The organism is Oceanispirochaeta sp. (assembly GCF_027859075.1).
Classification (GTDB): domain Bacteria; phylum Spirochaetota; class Spirochaetia; order DSM-2461; family DSM-2461; genus Oceanispirochaeta.
In genome coordinates this window covers 1-7,341 of record NZ_JAQIBL010000021.1, presented here as the reverse complement: position 1 = coordinate 7,341, position 7,341 = coordinate 1, and the positions used below count along the sequence as shown (strand labels likewise).

Below are 7,341 nucleotides of genomic sequence, written 5' to 3'. Positions count from 1 at the left end.
CGAAACAGGCCCTCGAGAAGTGTTGGGCCGAAAAGATGGATGTCTTTGATCAGGAGATGATTGAACTCGGCATGGATGAGGTGGGAGATTTTGAACCTCTTGATGAACGGGGTGCTCTCTTTTTGACCTATTCGGGGTCTCTTTTATCTTTGAGCCCCTTAGTGGATGGTGAACGGGAAGTCATGTATACCAGTATTGGTCTTCGAAAGGATGTTCCCGACTCCTTAAAGATTGAGCATGCCAATATTTCCGAGACGGCACAATTGGGACGTTCTTTGGAATTTAAGCAGGGTCCTCTGAAGCAGACCTCTCCTCTCTATAAAATCGTAGTGACTCCATTGAGTCTGGATAAAGAGGATCAAACCTGTCTTATAGAAGATGCACTGACTGTTATTACAGAAAAATTTGTGGATATGAACCACGACTTAGCGGATGAAGTCTGAGAATCAACTATAGATGTAACCTCTGTTGCGGCCATCGCCTTTTGCCCTGTACAAAGCGGTATCTGCCCTGTTCAGGATCTGTATTAGATCTTCATCCCTCTCCTTGATTGAGGAGAGGCCGAAACTCAGAGTCACGGCAAAGGTTTTTTTTTCTACCTGAATGGGAGTTGAGGCGAGATTCTGCCTCAGCTTTTCGGCATAGGTCAGGGCGTTCTCCTCGGTCGTGTTCGGCAGGAGAAGAAGGAATTCTTCCCCTCCCCAACGAAAGTAGAAGTCTGAACTGCGACTGATTTTTTTAATTTCTTCAGCAACAATCTGAAGAGTTCTGTCCCCTGTGCTGTGGCCATAGGTATCGTTCACTCTTTTAAAATGATCAAGGTCTATAAGAACGATGGCGAATCCGGTTCCATAGCGTTGGAATCTCTGAATCTCCCTGTTGAAAATTTCAAGACTGGAGTTCCGATTGTTGAGTCCTGTCAGAAGATCAATCCGGGCAATACGTTCCAGTTTGTTTCGCTCCTCTCTCAATTCTTCCGTTCTCATTTCCACTTTATTTTCCAGCTGATTCCGGAGAATATCCAGTTCTTTGTAGGCAGAACTGTTCCGGATGGCATTCAGGAGGGTCTGGAAGAGGAGGAAGGCCAATAGCCCAAAATCCAAAATATAAGCTGTCTGAATCAAGTGGAGCTCATATAGGATGTCGTTAGCTGCGCACATCTGTAAAACCAGAGTCCCGAGGAGAGACCAGATTGCTCCTGATCTTTTCAGATGGAAGGCTTTCCAAAAAACAAAGGCCATATAAAATTGATCCAGCATCATGACCCAGAGATAGGGGGTGTAGATTTTCTGAACCAGATCCAGCCTGAACAGGATGATGATCAGCCCGTACACAATGGAAATAATATAATTTATTTTTATGATGCGGGGGTGGATCTCAGAGGGGAAAATCCTTTTGATAAAGGACAGGTAAACCGGGGCCATAAAAGTAACAGCCAGGGTCGACAGTTTTATCAGTACAATTGGGGGGCTGCCGGGTAGCAGATGCATCAGAATCTGTTCTCCGCTGATCAAGCTTTTTATGATCACAAGGCCTATGGCCAGACTCAGCCATAGGGGGGCTTTGTTGCGGGGGGTTAAGATATATAAAAACAGTTGATAGAAAGCCATGAAGAAAAGGGCTCCGATGATCAGGGATTGGATCAGTATGTTTCTGATCCAGAACTCCTGTAGAACCGATGATTCGCCCATCTGTATGGATTCCCAGAATCCACCGTTTTTATAATGAAAATTTGATATTTGTACGATCAGTTCTGCACTGCCATAGGGGGCTTGGAAGGTTTGAAGGGAGGGAACATAGTCTGGCGTTTCTCTGTCGTAGGATTGACCTGGGATACCATCTGAGCCCAGGTATGTTCCATTGATAAAATACCGGGCCGCCGATGTCTTTTCAAAAAAGTACAGGCTGTAGTTCACATGGGGATTCAAACCGTTTATTGTCAGTTTATATGTACCGAATCCCTGACCTGGTGGGTCTTTATCCCATGCCTGGGGAACTTCAGCATAGACGAGCTTTTCACCCTGTTGATTATCTGTATCGGAAGGGCTTATAAAAACATCCGGATAATATTCCCATTCACCGTCCAGGGTCGTCACACTTTTGCTCTTTAGATCCCTTAAATCGACCTCTCCCTTTTTGACAGCAATGCTTTCCTGCTCAATAAAGGAACAACCTAAAAGAGAGAACAAGGCAAGAATGAGGATCGAATTCCTTTTATAAATCGTATACATAAAAATTTGTTTTTATAATACCACAGTTCCTAAAAACCTGCTCTCTTACTTTAGAATTTTGATAATATAAAATAAATCTTGAATTCCCTCCGGGAAATCTGTTTTTGTCTTGCTATGATCATTCAGGAACTGTTAGTTTTTCCCTATGAATAAAACCCGTCAGTCAGAATTCTACCTGGTCCTCATTACCGTTATCTGGGGGGGGACCTTTGTCTCCATCAAGGTGGCCCTTGAGTATGTCTCACCACTGCTTTTAATGGGACTCCGGTTTTCATCTGCTTTTGTATTTTTTCTGATTATTAATCCAGTAAAAATCTCCAGTTTACATAAAGGACTGATCCTGAAGGGCCTGTTTCTGGGAATCCTGATGTTTCTGGGTTATGGGCTGCAGACTATTGGCCTCAGCTTCACAACGGCTTCCCGTTCGGGGTTCATCACTTATTTTTATGCCCTTCTTGTTCCTGTTTTTCAGTTCCTTATTTTGAAAAAGAAACCGCTCTGGGCTAATCTGGGTGGGTTGGTCCTAGCCTTTGTGGGGCTCTCCCTCATCACCGGAGGTCTTGGGTCGGGAAGCATGAACCGGGGAGATATTCTGACTCTCTTTTCGGCAGGGTCCTACAGTGTTTATATTGTCTGTCTGAATCTCTGGTCTACAGATGATGACCCGGCGGTATTGACTGCTCTGCAGCTTTTAATCACCTCAATCCTGGCCTTCGCTTTAATTCCCCTCTTTGAAAAACCCTTCCTGAATCCCCATCCCCTCCTTTGGGCCAACCTGCTCTACCTCAGCCTTTTGGGCAGCGTTGTAGCCGTTTATGTGATGACCCGGTATCAGAATTCTGTCACTCCTACCAGAGCCGCCATCTTATATTCCCTGGAACCTGTCTTCTCTGTGGTTCTGGCCGTCTTTATTCTGGGAGAACAATTCTCCCTGCTTCAGATCGGCGGCTCTCTCATGATCATTTCAGGGGTTCTTTTTTCGGAGATTCTGGCCATTCAGAGGGGCAGCGTACAGGAATCCTAATTGACTCTTCCAGACCTGCCGATATTGAAGTGTGGAAACTTTAATATTCGATTCTTATCATCAAAAAGTTCTCTCCCATCCCCTGTTCCGCGGTTTGAGCCTGAAAGAAAAAGAGGCCCTGAAAGAATTATATATTCTTCAGGAATTTCTGAGAGGGGAACAGGTCCTGTTTGACAATGATGTTCTTGAAAGTCTTTATCTAGTCTTGGAAGGCTCTGTTTCTCATATGAATAAGGAGAGCAGTCATGTCTATTTTGCAGGTGATTTCTGGGGAATAGAAACCCTTCACATCCCCCGTCGGGAGTCGGGAGTCTATGCGGCGAAAGAAGACAGCGTCATCCTGAGGCTTCGGGCCGAAGGTTTCAGAAGGTTTCAGCAGACCTGTCCTGGATGCAGGTCTGGTTTGAAGCCCAGAATAGATTCAAAGGGCCGGCTTGTTTCGGGTTTTCCCGCATCTTCATGGAAAGGCATCAGGATCAAAAAAAGTAAGGCTGTATACCAGGGTAGAACCAGCAGGAAGAGTTTTTCAATCTTTCTAATGATTCCTCTCCTTCTCATTGCCTCAGGAATAATCTTGTCCCAGAGATCCCCCTGGTCTCTGCTGCTCTCTGCCGCCGGGGGCCTCCTCGTTGGATGTGAGGTCTTTCTTAGGAATATGACCCTCTACCGGGTCAATGAAAAAACGGCATTCCGTCGGTTTTTTAACTGGAGAAATTTCCGGAGAGATCAGGAAGAGGTCCCTCTGGATCAGGTCAAGAGTGTCAATGTTAATGTGAAGGGCCTTTTCAGGCAAATTCTCAATATGGGAGATCTCAGTATTCAGACAGCAGGCAAAGGGCTTCTGTTCAAAAATATCGATGATCCCAAGGGGCTGCAGACAAAATTGATGACCCTGAAGTCACGGCAGCAATTTGAACAACAGGGTGAAGAGAGGGAAGAGCTCCGGATGCTGGTTCGTCAGAATCTGGAGGATAGAACATCGGAACGCTATATGGGCAGCAGGAGTCTGCATCAGCAGGAAAATCTTCCAGGAAGCAAGGTTTTTAGAAAGTCGCCGGCGGTGTTGGTCTTTCAGCTTTTTCTTCCCCTATCTCTTCTGATCCTTTCCCTTTTTCCATCCTTGATTCTTCAAGGTGGAATCAACGATGGTTTTTCTCTGGTGCTGTGGCTTCTCCGCCTTGGTATTGCCTTGAGAGCTCTCTGGATCGGTTTAGACTGGTGGAATGATATATACAAGATTGATTTGCCCTTTATTTGGGATATCGAGCGTAAGCCCTTCGGGTCTGAGGAAGTACGAACTCAGACCGATCTGGCAGGAGTCCTGAATGTAAGGGTTTCCCAGAAAGGATTGTTAAGGCTGATTCTGAATTATGGAGATGTGATCATTGAGACTCCCGGAAACAGCGGGACTCTTCAGTTCTTTTCCGTTTCCAATCCCCTGAGAGTACAGTCGGACATCTTTCAATTCAGGGAACAGCTGGTGTTATCCAAGGAAAAAACACAGCAAAATCGGGCTATGAAACAGTTTGGCGAATTTGCGGCCATTCTGAAAGAGGTTCAAACCTCCTCCACGGTGGTGATGAATGGTTAAGTTAAGGCAGGAACAAAATATGAGAGCATGCAATTCTATCTCCGGTATATCCCTAAAAGGAATCCTTATGCTATTTGGGCTTCTGTTCCTTTCACAAGGTCTTTTCGCCCAGGAAGAGATCTCCTATTTCAGAAAAATCAGGGTAGGTCAGGATGAACGCATTCAGGGGGTCTACCCTCTTGCGGATTCGGAAGCCCTCGCGGTAAATTGCTACAAAATCTCGTCTCTCCCGGATGGGAGGATCAGCCGGATTGAGTACAAAAGGCGAGGGAGATCATTAAAGGACCCTCTCCTGGGAGTCCCTGTGATTCAGTTTGGATACAACGGAAACTATATCCGCATGACTTTTCTGGATTCCAGGGGGCTGGCTGTTCCCGATGAACAGGGTGTCTATTCTGTCCGGCTCAGACAGAATTCATCCGGAAATATCACGGCTGCTTTTAATTATGACCGCTATGGGAACCTGAAAGCCGACAGCAGGGGGATTGCCTCTGTGATGTGGGATATAAACAAGAGGGGTAAGAAAGTATCAGCCCTCTATTTTGATCCCGAGGGAAACCGGGTTGGTGATGGTCCTGTTTTTGAACTTCGTTACATCTATGATGACAGGGGAAACCTTTCGATGACTCTTCAGCTGGATGAACGGGGCATCCCTATCGATTCAGGAGACCGTCCGGCGGCTGTCCGAAGGGAATGGGATGATGAGGGGAACCTTGTGCGTGAGAGCTGGTTTGACGGTTCTGAACGGCCCGTACTGAATGATGAGGGAGTCTCTTCTGTTGTTTATTACTGGGACACTCAGGGGAACAAGATTTCCACGGTCAACTTTGGAACTGCCGGAGAATTGAAGGCTGACAGCAATCTGGTCGTCCGATACCTGTGGAGTTACGATGAAATGGGAAACAGAATCCGGGAAGAACACTACTCCGAATCAGGTTCTTTGACAGCCGACCTTAAAGGGGTGGCCGTGTACCAGTGGATTCATTATCCCCAGGGGAATGAACTGGAACAGAAAAACTTTGGGCCCGCCCTGGGAAAGGTCCTGGACAGTGATGGATTTGCCTCGTACCGCTGGGTTTTTGATGAGAGGGGAAATATTACAGAGCAGAAATACTACGACGTGGACGATTCACTGAAAGAGGATTTCTGGGGTATTTCCATGTACCGCTATGTCTATGATGAAAATGGAAATATGGTGGAATCCCGGAGTTATTCCGATTATGACCAGTTAAAGGCCGACCTTATGGGAGTGGCTCTGTACCGCTGGAATTATGATCGGAAGGGGAATAAACTGGAAGAACTGCATTATAACGATGAGGAGCGGCCCTCTGAGAACAGTCAGGGTATAGCCTCCTACAGCTGGGAATATGATGAAGAGAACAATGCGGTCAGCCAGAGTCAGTTTGGCCTTTTCGGACAGTATAAAGCCAATGATGACGGTGTGGCTATCTACAACTGGAGCTACGACAAATACGGAAATCCTCTCACAGAAACCTATTATGGCATTGATGAGCAGCTTGTGGAAAACCGGGAAGGGACAGCCGGGGCTGTCTGGGAATATGATGACAGAGGGAACCCTCTGAAAACATCCCGGTTCAGCCGGAAAAAACTGCCCGAGGGCCTGACGAATTAGGATTGTTCTACCCCGACCCTGTTACAGAACGCGTGCAAAGGGCAGTGGGGGCATTTTGGATTCCGGGGAGTGCAGATTTTCTGACCGAAGAGGACCAGCAGTTCATTGACGGGTATCCAGTATTTCAGAGGGAGTACTTTTTCAAGAGCCCCAACCGAGTCATCCGGTTTTTTTGTCTCTATCCACCCCAGTCGGTTGGATATTCTATGGACATGTATATCTACACAGATGGCGGGAACGGCGTATCCCAGGCTGAGCACAAGATTGGCCGTCTTCAGACCGACTCCCGGGAATGCCAGGAGGCCTTCCTTCGTTGCTGGAACTTCTCCCCCGTGTTCCCCCATAATCTCCCTGCTGATAGTGAGAATATTCCCGGCTTTTACTCTGAAAAAACCGCAGGGATAAATAAGCTCCTCAATGTCTCTCTGTTTCAGCCTGATCATGGCCGGGGCAGTATCGGCCACCGCAAAGAGTCTGCGGGAAGCAGAAAGGGTCACTTTATCCCTGGTTCTCAGGGATATTATGGTGGAAATCAATATTTTGAAGGGGCTTCCGCTTTCTTCTCCGATCAGAGAAACCGAAGGCAGATCAAATCTTTTTTTGAATTCTTCCAGAACCGGAAATATCTCATCCCAGTGGATTCTCATATGATTCAGACAGGCTTCAGAAGGAGGGCCACTTGAGCTTCGATAGCGAGGCCTTGTCCGGTAGCATCCTGCTTTTCTTTGGTTTTGGCTTTGAAGGAGATACAGTCCAGGGGAATCTGCAGGTCTTCCTGCAAGGAGGCTCGGATCTGTTCCCGGAAGGGTCCTAGTTTCGGTTGTTCCAGGATGACCGTACAGTCTATATTGCCTGGACGATA

Annotated in this window: 7 protein-coding genes; 4 read left to right on the top strand and 3 right to left on the bottom strand. The window is 46.8% G+C overall.

What is annotated here, in order from left to right; translation table 11 throughout:
- Window positions 1-443 (top strand): hypothetical protein (locus tag PF479_RS01480; RefSeq protein ID WP_298001513.1); only part of this gene is annotated, 443 nt, incomplete at its 5' end.
- Between the two features lie 3 nt (window positions 444-446).
- Here the strand turns inward: PF479_RS01480 and PF479_RS01475 are convergent.
- Window positions 447-2,231 (bottom strand): diguanylate cyclase, encoded by a 1,785-nt coding sequence (locus PF479_RS01475; protein ID WP_298001511.1) that lies wholly within the window; start codon window positions 2,229-2,231, stop codon window positions 447-449.
- A 145-nt stretch (window positions 2,232-2,376) separates the two neighbouring features.
- Here PF479_RS01475 and PF479_RS01470 point away from each other — a divergent pair, with 145 nt between their 5' ends.
- The 3 genes from PF479_RS01470 (at window position 2,377) to PF479_RS01460 (ending at window position 6,479) form a co-directional block, all read left to right on the top strand.
- Window positions 2,377-3,255, top strand: coding sequence for a DMT family transporter (locus tag PF479_RS01470; RefSeq protein WP_298001508.1), 879 nt, complete (start codon window positions 2,377-2,379; stop codon window positions 3,253-3,255).
- 31 nt (window positions 3,256-3,286) lie between these two features.
- A complete protein-coding gene (locus tag PF479_RS01465; protein WP_298001506.1) occupies window positions 3,287-4,846 on the top strand; it encodes a PH domain-containing protein in 1,560 nt (519 codons plus the stop codon).
- Window positions 4,847-4,913: 67 nt separating this feature from the next.
- The gene (locus PF479_RS01460; protein WP_298001504.1) at window positions 4,914-6,479 is read left to right on the top strand and encodes a hypothetical protein; all 1,566 of its coding nucleotides are present in this window, start codon (window positions 4,914-4,916) and stop codon (window positions 6,477-6,479) included.
- Here PF479_RS01460 and nth read toward each other — a convergent pair.
- Window positions 6,476-7,126, bottom strand: a complete 651-nt coding sequence (nth, locus tag PF479_RS01455; protein ID WP_298001502.1) for an endonuclease III — start codon at window positions 7,124-7,126, stop codon at window positions 6,476-6,478. The two genes, PF479_RS01460 and nth, sit on opposite strands and share 4 nt — an antisense overlap.
- A gap of 5 nt (window positions 7,127-7,131) precedes the next feature.
- The coding region (locus tag PF479_RS01450) for a 2-C-methyl-D-erythritol 2,4-cyclodiphosphate synthase (protein WP_298001499.1) at window positions 7,132-7,341 on the bottom strand (210 nt) is incomplete at its 5' end.